The 21241-nt window shown below is 40.0% G+C and carries 15 protein-coding genes; 13 read left to right on the top strand and 2 right to left on the bottom strand.

What is annotated here, in order from left to right; all coding sequences use genetic code 11:
- Positions 1–16 precede the first annotated feature (16 nt).
- From ACESZG_RS13340 to ACESZG_RS13315, 6 genes are all read left to right on the top strand, one after another.
- Positions 17–1783, top strand: a complete 1767-nt coding sequence (locus tag ACESZG_RS13340; RefSeq protein WP_055058643.1) for a sensor histidine kinase — start codon at positions 17–19, stop codon at positions 1781–1783.
- Complete coding sequence (locus tag ACESZG_RS13335; RefSeq protein WP_118615173.1) at positions 1780–3297, top strand: response regulator; 1518 nt, start codon at positions 1780–1782, stop codon at positions 3295–3297. Before ACESZG_RS13340 ends, ACESZG_RS13335 begins: the two co-directional genes overlap by 4 nt.
- A 98-nt stretch (positions 3298–3395) precedes the next feature.
- Positions 3396–5405, top strand: a complete 2010-nt coding sequence (locus tag ACESZG_RS13330) for an alpha-amylase family protein (protein WP_215680198.1) — start codon at positions 3396–3398, stop codon at positions 5403–5405.
- A 23-nt stretch (positions 5406–5428) separates the two neighbouring features.
- Positions 5429–6736, top strand: coding sequence for an extracellular solute-binding protein (locus ACESZG_RS13325; protein ID WP_025580915.1), 1308 nt, complete (start codon positions 5429–5431; stop codon positions 6734–6736).
- A 75-nt stretch (positions 6737–6811) separates the two neighbouring features.
- Positions 6812–7708, top strand: a complete 897-nt coding sequence (locus tag ACESZG_RS13320; RefSeq protein WP_019163153.1) for a carbohydrate ABC transporter permease — start codon at positions 6812–6814, stop codon at positions 7706–7708.
- 12 nt (positions 7709–7720) lie between these two features.
- On the top strand, positions 7721–8554 hold the full coding sequence (locus ACESZG_RS13315) for a carbohydrate ABC transporter permease (protein WP_019163152.1): 834 nt from the start codon (positions 7721–7723) through the stop codon (positions 8552–8554).
- A gap of 69 nt (positions 8555–8623) precedes the next feature.
- Here the strand turns inward: ACESZG_RS13315 and ACESZG_RS13310 are convergent, their stop codons facing one another.
- Complete coding sequence (locus tag ACESZG_RS13310) at positions 8624–9847, bottom strand: dicarboxylate/amino acid:cation symporter (RefSeq protein ID WP_120062233.1); 1224 nt, start codon at positions 9845–9847, stop codon at positions 8624–8626.
- Positions 9848–10364: 517 nt separating this feature from the next.
- Here ACESZG_RS13310 and ACESZG_RS13305 point away from each other — a divergent pair.
- From ACESZG_RS13305 to ACESZG_RS13295, 3 genes are all read left to right on the top strand, one after another.
- On the top strand, positions 10365–10748 hold the full coding sequence (locus tag ACESZG_RS13305; protein WP_118136211.1) for a DUF3783 domain-containing protein: 384 nt from the start codon (positions 10365–10367) through the stop codon (positions 10746–10748).
- Between the two features lie 28 nt (positions 10749–10776).
- On the top strand, positions 10777–11898 hold the full coding sequence (locus ACESZG_RS13300; RefSeq protein ID WP_373218520.1) for a glycerate kinase: 1122 nt from the start codon (positions 10777–10779) through the stop codon (positions 11896–11898).
- A 188-nt stretch (positions 11899–12086) separates the two neighbouring features.
- Entirely contained in the window at positions 12087–13022 is a 936-nt protein-coding gene (locus ACESZG_RS13295; RefSeq protein ID WP_055058637.1) for a LysR family transcriptional regulator, read from the top strand.
- A gap of 18 nt (positions 13023–13040) precedes the next feature.
- On the opposite strand, the gene ACESZG_RS13290 is transcribed toward ACESZG_RS13295, so the two are convergent.
- A complete protein-coding gene (locus ACESZG_RS13290) occupies positions 13041–13940 on the bottom strand; it encodes a helix-turn-helix domain-containing protein (RefSeq protein WP_373218518.1) in 900 nt (299 codons plus the stop codon).
- Positions 13941–14343: 403 nt separating this feature from the next.
- On the opposite strand from ACESZG_RS13290, the gene ACESZG_RS13285 reads away from it, so the two are divergent.
- From ACESZG_RS13285 to ACESZG_RS13270, 4 genes are all read left to right on the top strand, one after another.
- Complete coding sequence (locus tag ACESZG_RS13285; protein WP_173698150.1) at positions 14344–15582, top strand: galactokinase family protein; 1239 nt, start codon at positions 14344–14346, stop codon at positions 15580–15582.
- A gap of 413 nt (positions 15583–15995) precedes the next feature.
- A complete protein-coding gene (locus ACESZG_RS13280) occupies positions 15996–17801 on the top strand; it encodes a sensor histidine kinase (protein ID WP_373218516.1) in 1806 nt (601 codons plus the stop codon).
- Positions 17802–17973: 172 nt separating this feature from the next.
- Entirely contained in the window at positions 17974–19617 is a 1644-nt protein-coding gene (locus ACESZG_RS13275; protein ID WP_368253014.1) for an AraC family transcriptional regulator, read from the top strand.
- 430 nt (positions 19618–20047) lie between these two features.
- Positions 20048–21190, top strand: coding sequence for a substrate-binding domain-containing protein (locus tag ACESZG_RS13270; protein WP_055059726.1), 1143 nt, complete (start codon positions 20048–20050; stop codon positions 21188–21190).
- Positions 21191–21241: the final 51 nt, after the last annotated feature.

The following is a 21241-nucleotide window of genomic DNA, read 5'->3' as shown; positions in this document are numbered from 1 at the left end:
AGTGGGGGTGGTGCGAATGCGTAAAAAATATCATGAGCTGTCTTTGGCGAAAAAATTTTCTCTTACAAGTATTGGCTTCTTTTTTCTCACAATCCTTGTATTAACTGTATTGATTCAGTTTTTATACGAAAAATCAGTATTAAATATCACCAGCGAAAGCTATAAGGAAAAGTTTGAGATAGTGTCTGATAACAGTCAGAGTATATTAGAGAATTCGGGAAAGATAGCTAAGGTAATATTAACAGATGAAGCAATACAAAACTGGTTTTTACAGGATTCTGAGGAATCAGCAGATCAGTTAAAATATAAAATGCAGGTAGAGAAACGTCTGGATTATTTGGATGCATTGTATCCAGATAAACAGTATAGCAGTATTTCTGTTTTTGACTCATATGGACATATGGTAAATTCTAACAGTATTCGATCTGAGGCATCAAAATACGAACAGTTTTTTAACATAATAAAAGAGAATTATAACGTAAAATGGTTGGATTTATATGAAGTATCCCTGGGAGATTATGAGAAAAATGGAATTGGTTATATCAGATATTATAGAGATTACGATTCGGGACTTATTAAAGGATATGTTCTTATAGAATATCAGTCGCCACTTCTGATAAATAACTTTGCACATATCAGATATGGGGAGACAGGCAGTTATCTGATTGCTGATACAGATGGAAACAAAAAAATAGAAAATGATCAGGATGTATCAGGAAATATTTCGGAAGAAGAGTATTTTCAATGGGCTGAAGATAATAAAAAAGGAGGAAAAGTATTCAGGATTGACGGTAAAAGATATCTTGTGACAGCGTCAGTAATCCCTACACTGGATTGGCTTATGATTGGTCTGACACCAGTGAATGAACTTACAAAAGCCGGGAAAGCGATGACACAGATTATTTATGTAGTAGGAATTATTGCTGCTTTAATCAGCACATTTTTCAGCCTGAGGGTTTCTCACAGTGTAACAAAGCCTTTGATATATTTGACAGATACCATGAAAAAATTTGGAAAAGGAGATCTTTCTGTACGTGTTCCTGTATTGTATGAGGATGAAATTGGAATATTATCGGAAGAGTTTAATAAGATGTCTGAACAAATCAGGCAGCTGGTTGATCAGGTATATAGAGAGCAACGGGCAAAAAGAAAATCTGAGCTTGCAGCACTTCAGGCACAGATTAATCCACATTTCTTATATAATACATTGAATAGTGTAAGTTCGCTTATCAAAATGAATTGTCCGGATGAAGCATTTATCATGATTCAGGCGATTGGTACATTTTATAGAACTTCACTTAGCGATGGAAAAACATTAATACCGCTGGAACAGGAAATAACAAATATAGAGAATTATATAAAAATACAGAAAGTCAGATATGGAAATAAAATAGAATATGAGATTGATATAGAAAATGAAATTTTGCAGGAGTGGATTGTAAAACTGACACTTCAGCCATTGATAGAAAATTCTATATATCATGGTATAAAGGAAATGAGGGGAAAAGGAATTATCCGAATCAAAGGATGGAAAGAGAAGAATAAGGTTTTTATTCAGGTGTCAGATAATGGGCTTGGAATTCCAGAAGAAAAATTAGAAGAACTGTTTAGTAAAGATTACAGAGAAAAAGGCTCAGCATTTGGATTATTTAATATTCAACAAAGATTGCAGATTTATTTTGGAAAAGAATATGGTCTTACAGTAGAAAGTAAACTGAGTCAGGGAACGAAGGCAACAGTGTGCATTCCTGTAGATTTTAAGAGAGAAGAGGATAGAAAATGAGGGTATTCCTTGTAGATGATGAATTTTTGCAGAGAGCGTTAGTGAAAAAAACAGTTGACTGGAATAGTCTGGGTATGGAAATATGCGGAGAAGCAGAAGACGGAGAAGAAGCATTAAAGAAAATTTTGGAAGAAAAGCCGGATATTTTAATTATGGATATTAATATTCCATATATGAATGGAATTGAAATATCTAAAAAAGTAAAGGTTATTTTTCCAGAAATACAAGTAATTATATTGACCGCTTATGGTGAATTTGAATATGTAAGGGAGGCACTTTCTTTTGGAGCAGTCAGTTTTGTGCTGAAACCGTTGGACCCTGAAGAATTAACAAAAGAGCTTCAGAAGTGTAAAGAAAAACTGGAACATATTTATAGACAGAAATCTTCTGTAAAGAAAATGCAAAAGGATCAGTTTCTTTTAGAACAGCTTTCAGGTATGGTACCTTCTGAAAATCAGCAGAGTAAATGGGAGGAAATGAAGATTCCGTTTGATAAACCATTATCAGTGGCCTTGATTAGACCTGAAAATAAACAACAGAATAACAAAATGGCAGAAGAAATGGAAGAAATAATCCAGGATTATTTTCCGGTATATGAAATGATTTCTATGAACCAAGGATATGCTTTTATTCTATTTGGAGAAGAGAATATGGAATATCAGATTCAGCTTCTCTGTACTTATATGCAGGAAATTATGAATAGTAAAAGGAACTGGAATGGAGGAATCAGCAGGGTATTTTCAGACATCAGAGAATTGAAAGCGGCCTATCAGGAGGCATATTCTGCAGCCAGAAAAGGAAAAACAGAACAGAAAATTCTGATTTACGAGCCAGTAGATATGTTTCAATTTATACGATCATCGTTATATGATTCGGAAGTATTTTTGTATTATATCAGAAAAAATGAATATGAAATGCTTACAAAAGAGATAGGTGAAATGTTTATTCAAATGGAAGAACAGAATGTCCTTTCTGACACAGCAGTATATATATCTACGGATATTCTGATCCATATTTGTCTGTATATGTCTGAACTGGGAGTTGATTTTTCTTTAGTTGTGGAAAAAGAACAGAGACAATTAACAGGATTGCAGAATAATGGTGGAATTGAAGAAATTAGAAGTGTATTAATGTGTATATTGGAAAAATGCCGCATATGTGCAGCAGAAAATAAACTTCCTGCAACAAAGAAAAAAGTAAATGATGCAGCAGATTTTATTGATAGTAATTATAGTAGGATTGATATGAGCTTGAATCTGGTAGCAGATACAATTGGGGTGAATGCGAGTTATCTAAGTAATATATTTAAAAAAGAAAAAGGATGTTCATTAAGTAAGTATTTGACTCAGACACGTCTGGAACAGGCAAAGAAATATCTTACAGAGTATCCGGATAAAACACTTATAGAAATTGCAGAGTCAATAGGATACAGTGACGTTTATTATTTTAGCAAGAATTTTAAAAAGTATTATGGTATTTCTCCGTCTAAGTACCAGGAAGAGAGAAAAATGTAATTATCCAAAATATTTCCCAGACGTCCAAAGAATCTACATTCACGTAATAGCACAAAAATGGTAATCTTGTCTCATCAAAAGACAGGAGGTAAAAGGAAATGGCTGAAAAGGAAATTCCATTTCGACAAATTCATCTGGATTTTCACACCAGTGAAGCCATTGAGGGGGTCTGCTCAGAATTTGATGCGGAAGAGTTTGCCCAGACTCTTGCGGATGCGCACGTGAATTCTATTACTTTGTTTTCTTGTGGACATCACGGAAATTTATATTATGATTCCAAAATGTTTCCGGAAATGGTCCATCCTCATCTGGCACACAGAGATTTGTTGAGAGAACAGGCTGAAGCCTGCAGAAAACGAGGAATACAGGTAAACCTTTATACAACCATTCGCTGGAACAAGAGAATCGCAGATATGCATCCGGAATGGATCTGTATTGATGAAAACGGAGCACTTCAGGACTATAAGGGAAAGGGGTATTTTGAGGCTGGTTTTTATAAAAACCTTTGTGTAAATACACCGTATCGTGATTTCCTGAAAAAGCAGTTCGGAGAAGTTCTGGAAACGATTCCGGGAGATGGAGTATGGTATGATGCAGCTTTTATGAATGAATGCTGCTGTCCATCCTGCCAGAAACTTATGCGGGAAAAAGGTCTGAATCCTGCAAAAAAGGAAGACCGTCAGGAATTTGCAAGGTGGACTTATTATGATATGGTCGAAGATCTGACCGCATTTGCAAAAAAATATAATCCAGATTTTCATGTCTGCTATAACAAAGGACATGTTGGATGTCTCGATAAACCAGTGATAAAGGATTATTCGTATTTTTCTTTTGAATCTCTTCCGGGAGTAGAATGGGGATATCTTGATTTTCCTGTTTCTGCTAAATATATGAGGAATTTTGGAAAAGAGTGTCTTGGACTGACAAGCAGATTCCACACAGAATGGGGCGATTTTCATGCATTTCGTAATGAGGCAGCTATGGAATATGAAGTATTTTCCATGCTTTCCCATGGATGCAAATGTACGATTGGTGACCAGATGGATTACTGGGGAAAATTGAATAAGGATATGTATCAGCAGATCGGAAGGGTTTATAAATCTGTAGAAGAAAAAGAACCCTGGTGTGAGAATGCAAAACCAGTATCTGAAATTGGTGTTTTTACAGCAGAAGAATTTTATGCTACAGGCGTAGCAGGACAGATTCCAGGTGCATCTGAAGGTGTGGCAAGACTTCTGATGGAATATGGATATCAGTTTGATTTTATTGACAGTACTTCTGATTTTGGAAAATACAGGTTGTTAATTTTACCGGATGTAATTCCTGTAGATGAAATATTAGGCCGGAAACTGAGTGCTTATATAAATGCAGGAGGCAAATTACTGGCAAGTTATCAGTCTGGTCTTGACAAAGATCACCAGAAATTTATGATCTCAGAACTGGCAGTAAAATATCTTGGAGATGCACCATATAGTCCGGATTTTATATGGCCGAAAGAACATCTGGCAAAGGGTCTTGCAGATGCAGAACATGTAATGTATGACAAAGGAACACTTGTAGAAGCGACAGATGAGGCTCAGTTTGTCCAGAAAGTAATCCCGCCGGTATTTAATCGTACATATGAACATTTTTGTTCTCATCTTCATTCTCCATCAGGAAGAAAAGAAGTATATCCTGGTATTGTGGAAACAGAAAATACAGCGTATTTTATTCATCCGATTTTTACAACATATCAGAACTGGGCACCTGCATGGTATAAAAAGATCCTGAGAAATGAATTAGACAGAATGCTTCCGAAGCCGCTGATTCAGCATAATGGACCATCAACAACACAAGTTACAGTGTTAGATCAGGAACAAGAGAACAGAAGAATTGTACATGTACTTCATTATGTACCGGTGAAGAAATGTAAAAATCTTGAGATTGTTGATGATATTATTCCTTTATATAATCTTAAGATTACTATGACAGAAGAACGTGAAGTAGAGAAAATTTATACAATACCCGATAAACAGGAAGTTCCATTTGTACAGGATGGAAAAAAACTTGAATTTACTCTAAAAGAGATTAAGGGACATCAGATGACTGCTGTTTGTTACAAAAATTAGTAAGGAAAAGAGGAGGTTTTTATATGAAGACAGGGAAAAAAGTTTTAGGGGCTGTATTAGCGGCAGCAATGGCATTATCATCTATTACACCGGTATTTGCAGCAGATAAAGTTAAGATTACATTTATGAGCCGTGACAGTGGTGATACACCTATGGCAAAGGTTTATGAAGACCAGATTGCAGCATTTATGGAAGAAAATCCTGATATTGAAGTTCAGAACGATTCTGTTTATGAGGAATCTGCTTATAACAATAAACTGAAAGTTGCATTATCTACAGGAGAAACACCAAATATCTTTTATTATCCGGCAATTGCCGGCCTGAAAGAATGGGCACAGAATGGAGTTCTGTTGGATCTGACAGATTCACTTAACGAAGATGAAGAATGGAAGAACACGTTCCTGGATGGAGCATTAGATACATATGATCTGAGTGCTTATGGAGTGGATGGAATCTATGCATTGCCAAATGAACTGAATGTGGATGCTATTTTCTACAATAAGGCTTTATTTGAAAAAGCCGGTATTGAGAAAACTCCAGAAACAATGGATGAACTGTATGAGGATATTGATAAGCTGGTTGCTGCCGGAATTACTCCGTTTGGAGTAGGCGGAAAGAATACCTGGGTTATGGGACATATCTTTAATAATATTCTTGCTAAAAGAATCGGAAGAGATGGCATTATAAAATTGGGTACTGGCGAGAAAAAATGGACGGATGATGATGTAGTAGAATGCCTGCAGATTACAAAAGATTTAAAAGATAAAGGTGCTTTTGCAGAGGGATTTGAAGGAATGGATTATAATACTCAGATGAATCAGTTCCTCACCGGAGAAGTAGCAATGATTTCTCACAGCAGCCCTATCATTCCTGAAATGTTTAATTCTGAATCAGAAATTTTGGATGATATTTCATTCTTTGCATTCCCATACTTTGAAGATAAACCAGAGTATAAAGATACACATGTAGTATATACTTCCGGATGGATGCTTTCAGGAACTATGAGTGATGAGGAAAAAGAGGCAACTCTAAAACTGGTGAAATATATGACATCTAAAGAGTCTATTCAGGAACGTATGAATGCAGCGATGAGAGTTGCTCCATATAAAGATATTGATGCACCGGAAGACGCACCGCAGATTTTCAAAGATATGGTTGAATATACAGGTACTATTACAGATTCTGTAGGAGAATATTTTGACTATGATACCTGCTCTACATTAGTAGATACTTCAAGAAATGGAATTTTGAACATGATGCTGTCTGATTCCGCTGAGAATACAGCACAGACTATTCAGGCAGATATTGATGCAAACCGTCCACAGAGCTGACAGATAAAGCAAAAGGAAGGGGGGAGAGCACCCTTCCTTTTGTTTACTCAAAAATAGAAAAGAGGAGGGGTTATTTTGGAAAAAATAAGGAAAAATAAGAAAGTTATTGCGGTATTTTTGATACCTGCAGTATTGATCTATCTTTGTTTTGAATTGATACCTGTAGTTATGTCTGTCTATTTTTCATTTAATGACTGGCCTGGGCTTCAGGCGGTGCCGCTTAAATTTGTAGGATTTAAGAATTATAGTAATCTGTTCCATAATGCAGTTTTTCTTAAGTCGTTGCAGAATGTTCTTATTTACGTTGTTGTAAGTGTTATTTTGCAGGTTCCTATTGGATTTGGACTTGGATTACTGATCCATCATTTCAAAAAAGGACAGAGATTTTTTAAAGCTGCATTTTTTATTCCTATGATTTTATCAGTGACAGCAGTAGCATTGTTATGGAATTTTATTTATTTTCCTACTGACAAGGGAATTCTGAATAGTCTTCTTATTAAAATTGGACTTGGAAATTATATTCAGCAGTGGCTGGTTAATCCTAAAACTTCTTTGATATGTCTGATTGTTGTCAGTACATGGACCAGTGTAGGATATTATATGATCATTTGTTTGGCTGGTCTTACTTCTATACCGGATTCTGTTTTGGAAGCAGGAGAATTAGATGGAGCAACTGGCTGGAAAAAGATTTGGAATCTTTATATTCCAATGCTTTGGGAACCATTAAAAATGTCTACGATCATGGTAATCACTGGAGTATTAAAGATTTTTGATACTGTATACATTCTGACACCTACAGGAGGAACCAGTAACTGTACTATTGTACCAGCACTTTTAATGTATAATGAAGCTTATAGATATGGTCATTATGGAACTGGAAGTGCGATTGCTACGGTCATCTTTGTATTAAGTGCTGCTGTTTCTATTTTTAGTTTGAAACTTATGAATCAGAAAGAATCCATAGAATATTAGGGGGGATAGATCATGAAAACAAAAAAACATTCCGCAGGGTATTATATAGGATTTCTGATATTTATTATAGTTGCTTTGATCAATATTTATCCGATGGTATTTTCAATCTTCTGTTCTTTTAAAGGAAATTTGGAAATATTTTCATCATTTACTGCTTTACCTAAGAAATTACGGATAGAAAATTATTTAACTGCATGGAATGTGGGAAATATAGGAAGATATTTTTTGAATACAATTATTCTTGCAGTTGGAACTCTTGCGATATCAGGTCTTTTTGGAGCAATGGCATCGTATGTTCTGGCAAAATTTAAGTTTCGCGGAAAATCAAAAATATATTTACTGTTTATTTCAGGAATGATGATTCCTATTCAGGCGGTATTAATTCCGTTGTCTTATATTTTTGGAAAACTTGGAATTATGAATAATTATCCGGTATTGATTTTGCTTTATGCGGCGTTTTGTTTTCCAATGACAATTTTGATTCTTACTGGATTTATGAATGGAATTCCGACAGAATTAGAAGAAGCGATGGTAATTGATGGAGCAAATATTTATCAAGTATTTTTTAAGATGATTTTGCCACTGTCAGTTCCGGGAATTGTAAGTGTTTCAATTTTTAATTTTATACAGGTATGGAATAACCTGTTGTTTCCTCTTATTTTTATTTCTGATAAAGATAAAGGTACTATTTCTATGGGACTTCTTGCATTCTTTGGAGAATACAGTACAGATTATAGTTCCAGCATGGCAGGAATTTGTCTTACAACCATTCCGGTAATTATTGCGTATATTTTCTTCCAGGAAAAAATAGAGAATGGTTTAATGAGCGGAGCTGTTAAAGGGTGATAAAAAAGTTGTTGTACTTTTCATTTCCAATATGAAAAGATACAACAACTTTTTTGTATTCCTTATGTATTAATCCTCAAGCTTAATTTTCTCTTTCAGAACTACACAGCCTGCCATATCGCCAATAACGTTAACGCAGGTAGCACCCATATCGCAGAGTGTATTGATACTGATATAAACACCCATAACACCTGCCGGCAGACCTGCCATGGTTGCAAGGGCTGCGAAGGATGCGATGGCACCGCCCGGGATTCCCGGGGTTCCTACTGACAGGAGTACGTTTGCCAGAAGGATTATGATCATCATGGAAATGCTTACGTTAATTCCGCATGCATTGGCGAAGAACATGATCATGAATGACATCAGGATGGATACGGCATCCATGTTTACAGTAGCGCCAAGAGGAATGGCAATACTTGTGATCTTGTTGGATACGCCCATTTCGTCTTCCATACGCTGTTTACTGATCGGAATGGTCGCTGAACTGGAACAGGTTCCGAATGCGTTCAGAGCTGCAGGAAGCATTGCTTTGAAGAATTTCACAGGGCTTTCTTTGCCGATGAATTTCACGGAGCCGCCGTAAATGACCAGGGCAAATCCGAAGAATGCCACATACAGGATGATCAGCTGAGTTGCCAGTGAAATGATGGTTTCTGTACCGTTGGCTTCTACAACAGGAACGATAGTACAGAATACACCGATAGGTGTGAAGTACATAACTGTGCTGATGACTTTCAGACAGACTTCGTTACAGGAATCGATGACTTTCAGAAGTGCAGTACCCTTTTCGCCGATAGCGATAAGTGTGAAGCCTACGATGACTGCGAATACAAGTACCTGAAGCATATTTCCGTTTGTGAAAGCTGCAACCGGATTGGATGGGATCAGGTTTTTGATGGTGTCCAGAATGCTGGTCATCTCAGTTGCCTGGATGTCGGAAGTTGCCATCTCGAATTTAACACCCTCACCGAGATGGATCAGCCGCGGGATGATCAGTCCTGCCAGGCTGGCAAGTGCTGTGGTGCACAGGAAAAAGATCATGGCGCCGGCTGTGATCTTGCCGGTTGTGCGGGCATTACCGATGCTGGAGATACCCATGATAATGGAACAGAAGACCAGTGGAAAGATCATCATGTTCAGGGCATTCATGTAAATGCTTCCGATAAGGCTTGTGATGGCAAGTACCGGTTCGAAACGGTTTGCCAGAAACAGACCGGTAATGATACCCAGGATCAGTCCGGTAAAGATTGCTGCGGTAATATGTTTTTTATACCACGAATAGAATTTTTTCATTTGTTCCCTCCTCTTTATTTTCATTTCCTGATACCCGAAGGACTATATTGGCAGACGGATTGAGTGATGCGCAAATCTGGTAAAATTTCTGCGGTCTATAACTGTGATAAGATACCGGGTTCAGGAAAAATAGCACGACACTACTTTACCACAATAATGTGTGAATTACAATATTTCCCGCTGTTTTCTTATTTGAGTGGGAGTGTTTCCGAAGTGCTCAAGGAACATCCTGCGAAATAGTTTGTAATTGATAAAGCCATGCCGCTCCAAATTGTAACACAGAAAAACAGGCATCGATGATACAGATATCGAAGCCTGTTTTTCTGCGTTGCCGGAAATTATTTTGTAATATTCCTGTGACATAAAAAGTCCTATGCAGGCTATTATGATTGTCAGGTGCGGGTGAAGAGGGTATAATAGTTGTAATTATTTAACCAAATCAAGGAAGTCCCTGCTTCAATTGTAAAGAGCAATAAGTAGTGGGTGGGGATTTACTTGTATCAGAAGGAGTGTTTATATGAAACCAACTATTTTATTAATAAATTTTCAGGATCAGCAGAAGCTTCGCAAGTTAAAGATGGCGTTGCTGCCTTTTAAGCTTCGGATTAAAACCATAGAACCCCAGGACTATAGTCAGCCAATCGGATATCTGGCAGGAGTGAAAGAGGTTTCTCAGGTGCAGATTCCATCAGCGCTGATACCTCAGGAGCAGATGGAGAAGGAAATGCTGATTCTTGCAGGAATCACGGGGAATCTGTTTGACCAGGTGCTCTATACCTTGCGGAAAGCAGGTACACCTGTGGATTATAAGGCGGTTCTGACGGAGCATAATCAAAACTGGAACTGTATGCAGCTTTATAAAGAACTGGAGAAAGAACATAATATGTATCACCCGTCTTAAATAATAGAAATAGTTGGAGGTTTTGGCTATGAAGGTTGTAGTTGCAGTTGATTCATTTAAGGGAAGTATGACTTCCATGGAAGCAGGAATGGCTGTCAAAGCAGGTATTCTTGCAGCAAAAAAGGACGCAGAAGTGATCGTAAAACCTCTGGCTGACGGTGGAGAGGGAACTACGGATGCGCTGATCGAAGGTCTGAAGGGAGAACGTGTGGATGTGACAGTTACAGGTCCTTATCATGAGCCGGTTCAGGCATATTATGGATATCTCAGGGAAAGTAATACCGCAGTTATGGAAATGGCAACAGCAGCAGGTATCACACTTTCAGATAAGAAGGATCCTATGACAGCTACCACCTGTGGTGTGGGAGAGCTGATTCTTCATGCGATCAGCAGGGGGATCCGCAATTTCATTATCGGTATTGGTGGAAGTGCCACTAATGACGGCGGAGTGGGTATGCTGAAAGCACTTGGCTACAGATTTCTGGATGAAAAGGGAGAGGACGCCGGAGAAGGCGGACAGGCACTTGCCAGGATTGCATCTGTAGAAATTTCAGACAAAAAGGAATTTCTTTCCCAGTGTAATTTCAGGATTGCCTGTGATGTGACTAATCCTCTCTGCGGCTCTCAGGGAGCTACCTATATCTATGGACCGCAGAAAGGAGTTACCCCCGATATGCTTCCGGTTCTGGATGCAGGCATGAAAAATTATGCAGAGGTTACTGCCAAAGTGATCGGCAAAGACAATCAGAATGCGGCAGGTGCAGGTGCGGCAGGCGGACTTGGATTTGCATTCCTGAATTATATGGACGGAGAACTGACACCGGGAATACAGCTTATTCTGGATGCTGTCCATATAGAGGATGAGATGAAGGATGCAGATGTGGTTGTAACAGGCGAAGGCTGTCTGGATCATCAGACTGCCATGGGGAAAGCCCCGGTTGGTGTTGCAAAGCTTGGTAAGAAATATGGTGCAAAAACCATTGCATTTGCAGGAAGCGTTACGAAGGAGGCAGTTGCCTGCAATGAAGCAGGGATAGATGCTTTCTTTCCAATTGTACGCGGAATTTCCACGCTGGAAGAAGCAATGGATCCGGACACTGCAAAAGCAAATATGGCTGCAACTGCAGAGCAGGTATTCAGACTGTTGTAATTATTTTTTATAAAAAATCTTCTGAAGCAGATAGGAAATCGATTTGATATGTCTGCACAGGAGATTTTTGTTTGCAGAAATTGCAATGTTGAGAAACTTCAGATGATATAGTAAAATTATTACAGCCAGAGAAAATACTTTGAAAAAAGTTGATTAAAAGATCTAAGGATATGTAAGGGAGAGACAATATGACACTAACACAGATGAATTATATCATCACAATTTCCGAAACTGGTTCATTAAATAAAGCTGCGGAGGCGTTGTATATTTCCCAGCCTTCTCTGACCAATGCAGTGAAGGAACTGGAGAAAGAGCTTGGAATCATTATATTCAACCGCAGCGGCCGTGGTGTGACACTGACCAATGACGGGACAGAATTTCTGATGTATGCCCGTCAGATATATGGACAGTATGAGAGTGTGGTTGAGAAATACAGTGAGGGTGGTTCCTATAAGAAGAAATTCGGCGTTTCCACCCAGCATTATTCTTTTGCAGTGAAAGCATTCGTGGATATGGTGCAGAAGTTTGATGTGTCGGAATATGAATTTGCCATCAGGGAGACAAAGACTGCAGATGTGATCAGTGACGTCAGCGCCATGAAAAGCGAGGTGGGAGTACTTTATCTCAGTGATTTCAACAGAAAGGCACTGCTAAAGCTTCTCCACTCTGCGAATCTGGAGTTTCATCATTTGATTGACTGTCAGGCATATGTATATTTGTGGAAAAATCATCCACTGGCAAATGAGAAATCTATCAGCTACAGCCAGCTGGCAAAATACCCTTGTCTGTCCTTCGAACAGGGAGATAAGAGCAGTTTTTATCTGTCAGAGGAGATTCTGTCTACCAATGAATATTCCAGAACAGTCAAGGCTTCGGATCGGGCGACTATGCTGAATCTGATGGTAGGACTCAATGGCTATACCCTGTGTTCAGGGATTATCTGTGAGGAGCTTAATGGCAGTGATTATCTGGCAATTCCCTTCGAAGGGGATGAGCAGAACCAGAACAGCGACATGGAGATCGGCTATATTACCAGAAAGAATTCAATCCTCAGTAAGGTGGGGAATCTGTATGTCTCTTCATTGAAGAAATACCTGGAGCAGAATACTGTTTCTGTGGAGTAATATAACCTGTATATAATCTCACATATCTTTCCGTATATTCTGCTTCCTGTATTTCTGCGGGCTGCAGCCCTTTACTCTGGAGAATACCTTGGCATAGTAGTTGGAGTCTGTGAAGCCGGATTTCTGGGCGACTTCCATGATGCTGTCGTCGGAGCTGAGGAGAAATTCAAGGCTCCGTTCCACCCGGTATTCCTGCAGAAATGTAAACAGGGATACGTTCATGTATCTCTTGAATAACCGGCTGCATTCGCTCTCGCAGAGGTGGATTTCCTCTGCGATATCTTTCATCTGGATTTTATTCATGTAATTGTGTTCCAGATAATCCATGATCTCACGCATACGGTTGCGTTCCAGTTTGCTGTGTTCCGTATAGGGGAGGTTCTCCGGAAGATTCTGCAGCATACAGCGCCACAGCTTTTGCAGAGTTCCGGTGATATCCAGTTCGTAAAATTCTCTTTTCTCTTCATACAGAGTTATGATTTCTCTTACATATTCGGAAAAAACTTCATGCCAGGGCTGCGAATAGTCAATGTAGACTGCAGGAAGGGAGAAATTGTGTAAAAATGGCTCCACATATTTCCTGCGCAGGATACTTCCGTAGGAACCATAGATAATCTTTGGCAGAAAAGTGATGGAAACATATTTGCCGTCTTTCATATCTTCCATGAAGCCTGCGTGGAGTACATTGGCATTTCCCAGAAGGATATCTCCTGCTTTCATGTGGTAAGTACACTGGTTTACTTTATAGAGAATCTGTCCATCCAGGACAAGGGTGATTTCTATCTCAGGATGCCAGTGCCAGAGAAAGGAGCCGGATTTGTAGCCGGAAAGTTTCTCGTAGCTTACCAGCAGCGGAAATTCATCACTGCCATGTTTCTTCAGTTCTTTCTGTGAGCCGTCGGTTATGATCTCTGCCATTATATATGCGTCCTCCATTGAGAATATATGATGATCTTTAATTATCCTATCTTATAGCAATTCCGGAAAATATTGCAGACAACCTGCTGCATCAGAGAAAGACTGTTATGCGAAATTGCTGTTGATGACTTATATAATATATTGTACACTTATATAGATATAAACGCAAGATTTTACTATTTTCCCCTTAGATTATCAAGGAATTTTATGACACAGCAGGGTATACTTTAATTCAAGAGTGTAGCTGATAAGGCTGCTCCCAAACTTTCATACATATATTCCCGTCTGCCGCTGGTTTTCACACCTGCACTGCCACTGTAAATCGTGAAAATTGTCAGTACATAGTACTCATAAAACTATGTATCAGCGGTCAGACCGGAAAAATGAACGGAGGATTTTTACAATGAATATTCCAAATAAAAATGAATTGACACGTATTTACGGCGAAGCAGAGAAATCAGCAGCACGTTTTCAGGCTGTAGCTGATCATTTCGCAGAAATTTACCATCATGATATAGCAGAATTTTTTACAGCACCGGGAAGAACAGAGATCATCGGAAACCATACAGATCATAATGGCGGTCGCGTAATCGCAGGCAGTATTGACATGGATACCATCGGTGCAGCTTACCCGAACAACAGCAGTGTTATCCGTATCACAAGTGAAGGATATGATAAGGAAGTTGTCGTAGACATCAATGATCTTGCCAGCGTACCGAAGGCTCAGGGAACTGTATCTCTGGTAGCAGGTATGGTGGAAGCTATTCAGAAATTCGGTTTTAAAGTAGCCGGTTTTGATGCTTATGTGACCACAAATGTAATCCGCGCAGCAGGTGTAAGCTCTTCTGCATCTTTCGAAATGCTGGTATGTTCCATCATTAATTATTTCTTTAATGATGGTGCAATGACATACATCAACTATGCAAAAGCAGGACAGTATGCTGAGAATGTTTACTGGCTGAAGGCTTCCGGATTAATGGATCAGCTTGCATGTGCAGTTGGCGGACCGATCCTTCTGGACTTCTCAGACAGAGAGAATCCAAAATATGAGAAAGTAAACTTCTCTTTCCATGATTATGATCATCATCTTGTAATCGTTAATACAGGAAAAGGTCATGCTGATTTAAGTGAAGAATACTCTGAGATTCCTATGGAAATGAAAGAAGCAGCCAAGGCAGCAGGAGCAGAGCTTCTCTGTGAGACAACTCTTGACAAAGTGCTTGCAAATATGGATAAGATCGATAATGACAGAGCAATCTTAAGAGCGATTCATTTCTTCAAAGAGAACGAACGTGTAGAGAGAGCTGCAAAAGCAGTTGAAGAGAAAGATGGTGAGACTGTACTGAAGCTACTCAGTGAATCAGGAGAATCTTCCTGGGAATTACTTCAGAACTGCTATCCGATCAAAGCATATACAGAGCAGAAGATTTCTGTTGCGCTTGCTCTTACAGATCTCTTCCTTGAGAAACTGGGCAAAGGTATCTGCCGTATCCATGGAGGCGGATTTGCCGGTGTTATCATGTGCGTAGTGCCGGAAGAAGAAACAGAGAACTATGTTTCCTATATTTCTGAATTTGCCGGAAAAGAGAACGTATATCCAATGAATATCCGCGCAGTAGGTGCAGTACATATTGAAAAGTAAATATGCCGTAAAAGGTGTTACTGAACATAAAATTATGAGCAGCCAGCGAAGCGGATTGTGAATATCTGTTTGACAAATATTGAGTTAAATGTTATCAGGAAAAACAGGCAGCAGTAAGGTGGATTGGATTGACATACACTTTACTGCTGTTTTTTTGATGGAAGTTTCCTGTTTTGCTTTTCAATGCAAAATTCCTGTATTATAATTGTGATAATGTATAATTATGATAAGGATATATGGTGATTTTTTGTAGATAATGCATTTTGTATCTGTTTATCAGAATGTGAAATTTACAGGAATTGCTACAGAATTATCAGGTATCTAACCGAATAAACTGCGGAGCAGTTATTCGATGTAGAGCCGCATAACAAAGCGGATGATTTTTATCCGCTTGACATGAGGGGGAAGGAATAATGAAAAAAAGGTGGACAATGCGGAGGGCACTGCTTGTTCTGTGCATTGCAAGTGTAGTGTTCGCACTTCTTCTGCAGACATTTCTGTTTCATCAGTCTCTGCGCAGACAGATTCGGGCAGAGAGCATTTCAGATCATGAGATTTCTCTGAATAAAATGCAGACAGATCTGTCTAATTTTATCCACACAATACGAGGGGAAATGCTTGCAATCTACAGTGAGCAGGATCTTATCGCAGCTATGCGTGAAGCTGCGGAAAAAGATACAGACATGAAGGATTATTACTGGAGAAGCTGGTATTTTGCAAGGAAGCGTTTTACAAAGGAGGATCAGCTTCTTGCCATGTATCTTTATGATACAAAGGATCATCTGATCAGCAGCTACCGCTACAATTCAGTTACATATCCCAAAGATATTTACAAGGCAGAGTATGATGATAATTCAGAACGGGTTTATGATTATGTGCATGGAAAACGTACAGATCTGATGATTTCCGGATATCACAATTCTGCCGCAAAGAAAGATATTGTGCGATTTGTGCTGAAACTGCATAATTATGATGCAGACAGGAATGCCCTGGGGTATCTGGTCTGTGATATTAACAGTGCGGCACTTACTTCTATTATGGCTAAATATGTAGATGTAGAGCAGGTATGTCTGTGGCTGCAGCCATTAAATGACCGGGTGATCGCAATGACCGGGGAGGCTTCAGAGAGTCAGTGCAGAATCCAGAAACAGCTTGCAAAGGTTGTACAAAGTCATTATAAATCCGGTGAACTGGAACAGGAGTATGATGGGAATTATCTGATCCAGGTGTCTCAGGAGAATTATAATCTGGAGGCATTTGTGCTTGTCTCACAGTCTCTTCTCACTGCAACGCAGAAGACACTGATCCGAACACTTCTTATTATAATGGGAGCCATGATCCTTGCAATTATGGTGATCGTATTGTTTGTGTCTCAGTGGATGACAAAGCCTGTAGAAGAGATGAGCAGCACTATCACGCGGATCAAGGACGGAGAAACCCAGCTTCGGGTGCAGCCCGTAGGATGGTCCCAGGAGCTGACTACGCTGGGTACGGAATTTAATGAAATGCTTGACCGTATGCAGGTCATGGCGCAGGAAGAACTGCAGCATAAAATGTTGGTAGAGCGGACGGAATACAAAATGCTGCAGGCGCAGATCAATCCCCATTTCCTCTATAATACACTGGATACCATGAGCGGGATTGCCAATGCTCAGAACTGTCCGATGGTAAGCGGTATGTGTCATTCACTGTCTGCAATTTTCCGCTACAGTCTGAATATGACAGATGAGCTTTCCACTGTGCAGAATGAAATGGCGCATGTGAGAAATTATCTCTATGTTATGGATGTGAGAAATGGCTCAACGATAGCTTACGATTATCAGATTGACAGCGATACACTGGCAGATCAGATGCCGCGTATCTGCATCCAGCCGGTTGTGGAGAATGCACTTACACATGGTCTCAGAAACGTCCGCCGTAAGGACAAAAAGCTTCTGATCCGTTCAGAACATGTGAATGAGAATCTGGTGATCACAGTTCAGGATAATGGTGCGGGAATGGATGCGGAATCTATGAACCGTCTGCTGGATCAGAATGATATGAAACGTGTGGAATCCGGCATCTCCATTGGAATCCTGAATGTTAATGCGCGTCTGAAGAGGCTTTTTGGAGAGAAATACGGACTGCATATTGAAAGTACAGCGGGCGAGGGGACAACTGTGACGATCACAGTCCCGGCTGTTTCTACGGAGAATTCCGGTGATATGGAAAATGTGTAACTGTTCAGTACCTTCACAGTTACGAGCCAAAATGCATTAAAAATCACCTGCGGTGATGGCATTTTGGCTTGTATGTCTCGGGATTTTGGTACTTACGTGCCAAAACACCTCGCGGGATAGTAGACTACTGAATAGTTACGAAAATGTTCAAAAATGAGCAAGGAGAGAGACAATGAAAAATATGAAATATAAGGTTCTTGCTGCAGATGATGAATTCTGGAGCAGGGAAAATATCCGGAACCTGATACCATGGGAGGAGTATTCCCTGGAATTTCTGGAGCCTGCATGTGACGGGGAAGAGGTTATAGAGAGGATTGCCGAAGAAAAACCGGATATTATTCTCACAGATATTAATATGCCATTTCTGAGCGGTCTGGAATTACTGCAGCGTTTGCAGAATGAATACCCTGAAATCATTACCATTGCCATCAGTGGCTATGATGACTTTGATAAGGTAAAGGGTGTATTTGTTTCCGGCGGTCTGGATTATCTTCTGAAGCCTGTGGGAAAAGAAGAGATGGTAAAGGTGCTTACCAAGGCACTGGGACTTCTGGAAGAGCGGGAGAATACAAAAAAGCAGGATGAGACCAGCAAGCTTCAGAAACATAAGCTGTCATCATTTCTGGAAGACAGTGAATACTCGGCACTGCTTTCCGGAAAACTGTACGGGCAGTCAGCATCCCAGACTCATGTATCCAGCACGAATACATTTTCGGAAGTAGCCACACTGATGGTTAAATTTTACAATATTACAGAGATTGCGGAGCAGTTTGAACATGATAATCTGCAGATGTCCTGGAATATCAAGTCCAGATTGAGAGAATTGACCGGTCTGGAGGAGAATGCGATTATTTTTAACAACAGCAATAAGATGAGTGAATTTCTTATTGTAAAGACTGCTGATGCAAAGGAATTCAGAGCACTGGCGGAAAATATTCTGAAGGAGTTTCCGCTGGAAGAATACGGCCCTGTTTCTGTTGTGCTCCATGAGCAGACAAGTTCACTGGATGATATTGGTACAGTTTACAGAGAACTGATCTCAACACTGATTACCCGTCCGTTTAACAGGGAACACAGTATCCTTTCCTGTCCGGAAGAGAAAACCGGAGAGCAACAGAGAAACAGCGAAACGCAGATGGTTGGGAAATCAGCACCTGCACATATGGAGACGGAGTTGTACCATCTGTTGACAACGGGACAGAAGGCAGAGGCAGAGAAGCTGATCTTTAAGACCTGTAATTTCAGACAGTGTGATGATGGAAACTGGACTTACCTGGATGTGAAACAGTATGCAGGCAGGATTACAGGAATCCTTTACCGTTATGTTCAGGAGAAATGCCCGGAGCTTACCGCACAGGCAGAGGAAGCCATGGATAACATTGATTATTATATGAAATGTCTCAATGCACACTCTCTGCTTGTATCCCTGAAAATCCTGCTGGACAGCTTATGGGAGAGCGGAGAGGATAAAAGCTCTGATGCAGGTTCTATTATGCAGCAGGTGGAGCAGATCCATAAATATATTGAGCGTTCCTATCATGAGAATATTACACTCACTGCTCTGGCAGAACAGTATCATATGGATGCAAGCTATCTCTCCAGGACTTTCAGTCAGAAATACGGTGAGACGATCATTGCATTTCTTACCAGAATCCGGATGGAGAAAGCGGCAGAGCTTATGAAAGATCAGGACAAGAAGTTGGAGACGATTTCGTTTCTGGTGGGATATGATGATTATAACTACTTCAGCAGAGTGTTCCGAAAGAAGGTGGGATGCAGCCCGAGGGAGTATCGGAATAAGTTTGCACAATTATAATATGGAAGAAACTCAGGTAGAATTGAGTGGACAGTAACGAAAGCAAAAGTCCTCTGTATGGCGGTTCTTATCGAATCGAATGGATACAGAGGACTTTTTGGGAAGATATCTTTGCCGTGCGTCAGCACGCCTGCAGGTATCTTCCTTGTCCTTCGCACTCTGCTAAACTGTCTTGATTGCATTATTTTATGGAATTGCTATAATCAATAGAGAAAACATACAAGTTACTGGCATTTTGCTTGACTTGTTCATATTTTGTCCAAGTTTTATATATAAACTGGTCAAAAATGTGCAACAAAATTTTCCAAATATGTCCTAACTGACCAAAGGCAAAGTATGGTTTAATATAATCACAGAGGAACGGAAAGCCCGGAAAAACTTCCGTTCAAAAAAATAAGAAACTAAGATTTTTCAAGGAGGGTTTTACAACATGAAAAAAAGAATGAGAAAAGCAGTCGCTATCGCAGCAACAGCAGCAATGGTTGGTTCTTTACCGGCAGGTGCAGTTACAGCACAGGCAGCCGATGACGACATCACAATCGGCGTATCAATCTGGAGCTCCACAGACGTACTTGGAAGCCAGAGTAAAAAAATCATTGACAAAGCAGCAGATGCTCTTGGTGTTAATGTAATGTATGTTGACCAGGGCCACGTATCTGAGCAGGTTACAGCTTCTGTTGAACAGCTTTGCGCAGCAGGATGTAACGGTATCGTAATCTGTAACTCTGCAGACTCCGAAATGACATCTGCCATCCAGACATGTGATGCAAATCAGGTTTACCTTACACAGTTCTACCGTATCATCTCCGAAGAGAACAGCCCTGAAGTATATCAGACAGCATGCAACTCACAGTATTATCTTGGTGCAGTTCATGAAGACGAAGTAACAAACGGATATACACTGGTTAATCTGCTTCTTGAGAACGGTGACAGAAACATCGGCCTTGAGGCATGGACAGTTGGTGATGCTACATTCCAGCAGAGATGGACAGGTTACAAACAGGCAGTTGACGAATGGAACGAAGCTAATCCTGATGATCAGGCAACAATCACAGAGCCTGTATATGCTAACACATCTTCTGAAGAAGGTGCAGCAGCAGCTCTTTCCCTTTACAATTCCAACCCTGATATGGACGCTCTGATCGTTGCAGGTGGTGGCGGTGACCCGCTTGTTGGTTCCATCGGTGCTCTGGCAAACGAAGGACTTACAGGAAAGATCGACGTTGTTTCCACAGACTTCCTTGATGACCTTGGCGAGCAGCTTGAATCAGGCGGAATGTTTGCTGAATCAGGCGGACACTTCTGCGACCCGTTATATGCATTCCTTATCACATATAACGCAATCAAAGGCAACTATGTAAAAGATGAAGGATCCTTCGGATACGAAATCCAGTTCCCATACCTGTATGTATCTTCTTCCGAAGACTATGAAAACTACAAGAAATACTTTGTAGATGACGATCCATACACAGATGAAGAGCTTGTGGAATTAGCAGGATACAGCTTTGATGATCTGAACAAAGCAGCTACATCACTTTCTATTGATGATGTTATTTCCCGTCACAGCAACTAATATGATGAACTTGTGCTCCACTGCCTTTTCTCCAAAGGGCAGTGGAGAAAC

The organism is Blautia sp. Marseille-P2398, from assembly GCF_964240315.1.
Taxonomy (GTDB): Bacteria; Bacillota; Clostridia; order Lachnospirales; family Lachnospiraceae; genus Blautia_A; species Blautia_A wexlerae.
Note: the sequence above shows the minus strand (reverse complement) of the source record. Positions and strands in the feature narration are given on the sequence as shown.

Coding starts and splice junctions, on each gene's coding strand:
- ACESZG_RS13340 (WP_055058643.1), top strand. CDS start 17: ATGCGTAAAAAATATCATGAGCTGTCTTTGGCGAAAAAATTTTCTCTT.
- ACESZG_RS13335 (WP_118615173.1), top strand. CDS start 1,780: ATGAGGGTATTCCTTGTAGATGATGAATTTTTGCAGAGAGCGTTAGTG.
- ACESZG_RS13330 (WP_215680198.1), top strand. CDS start 3,396: ATGGCTGAAAAGGAAATTCCATTTCGACAAATTCATCTGGATTTTCAC.
- ACESZG_RS13325 (WP_025580915.1), top strand. CDS start 5,429: ATGAAGACAGGGAAAAAAGTTTTAGGGGCTGTATTAGCGGCAGCAATG.
- ACESZG_RS13315 (WP_019163152.1), top strand. CDS start 7,721: ATGAAAACAAAAAAACATTCCGCAGGGTATTATATAGGATTTCTGATA.
- ACESZG_RS13310 (WP_120062233.1), bottom strand. CDS start 9,847: ATGAAAAAATTCTATTCGTGGTATAAAAAACATATTACCGCAGCAATC.
- ACESZG_RS13305 (WP_118136211.1), top strand. CDS start 10,365: ATGAAACCAACTATTTTATTAATAAATTTTCAGGATCAGCAGAAGCTT.
- ACESZG_RS13300 (WP_373218520.1), top strand. CDS start 10,777: ATGAAGGTTGTAGTTGCAGTTGATTCATTTAAGGGAAGTATGACTTCC.
- ACESZG_RS13295 (WP_055058637.1), top strand. CDS start 12,087: ATGACACTAACACAGATGAATTATATCATCACAATTTCCGAAACTGGT.
- ACESZG_RS13290 (WP_373218518.1), bottom strand. CDS start 13,940: ATGGCAGAGATCATAACCGACGGCTCACAGAAAGAACTGAAGAAACAT.
- ACESZG_RS13285 (WP_173698150.1), top strand. CDS start 14,344: ATGAATATTCCAAATAAAAATGAATTGACACGTATTTACGGCGAAGCA.
- ACESZG_RS13280 (WP_373218516.1), top strand. CDS start 15,996: ATGAAAAAAAGGTGGACAATGCGGAGGGCACTGCTTGTTCTGTGCATT.
- ACESZG_RS13275 (WP_368253014.1), top strand. CDS start 17,974: ATGAAAAATATGAAATATAAGGTTCTTGCTGCAGATGATGAATTCTGG.
- ACESZG_RS13270 (WP_055059726.1), top strand. CDS start 20,048: ATGAAAAAAAGAATGAGAAAAGCAGTCGCTATCGCAGCAACAGCAGCA.